The 216-nt window shown below is 44.9% G+C and carries 1 pseudogene; it reads right to left on the reverse strand.

Annotated features, from left to right (window positions below):
* Positions 1–216 (reverse strand): annotated as a pseudogene (locus J7R10_RS09710) (late control protein); the annotation flags it as partial.

A 216-nucleotide genomic window follows, 5' to 3' on the forward strand; every position in this document is an offset into this window, starting at 1 on the left:
GACGCACAGGACCACTAAAGCCTGTCTGATGCTTGACTTGGCATTGTTGTCCTTGCGAGCGATCAAAGTAGGTTGATTCAACGCTGCCATATTGGGTGCGTGGCTCTAACGTGAATTCCCAACTGGAACAGTCATGCTTATGAAGTTCGAGTGCTGGTAAGTTAACTCCGCTTAAAAACAAAAACTTATTGTCCTTGATTAAAAAACGTGCCTGCA

The organism is Bartonella vinsonii subsp. berkhoffii ATCC 51672, from assembly GCF_902825225.1.
Taxonomy (GTDB): Bacteria; Pseudomonadota; Alphaproteobacteria; order Rhizobiales; family Rhizobiaceae; genus Bartonella; species Bartonella berkhoffii.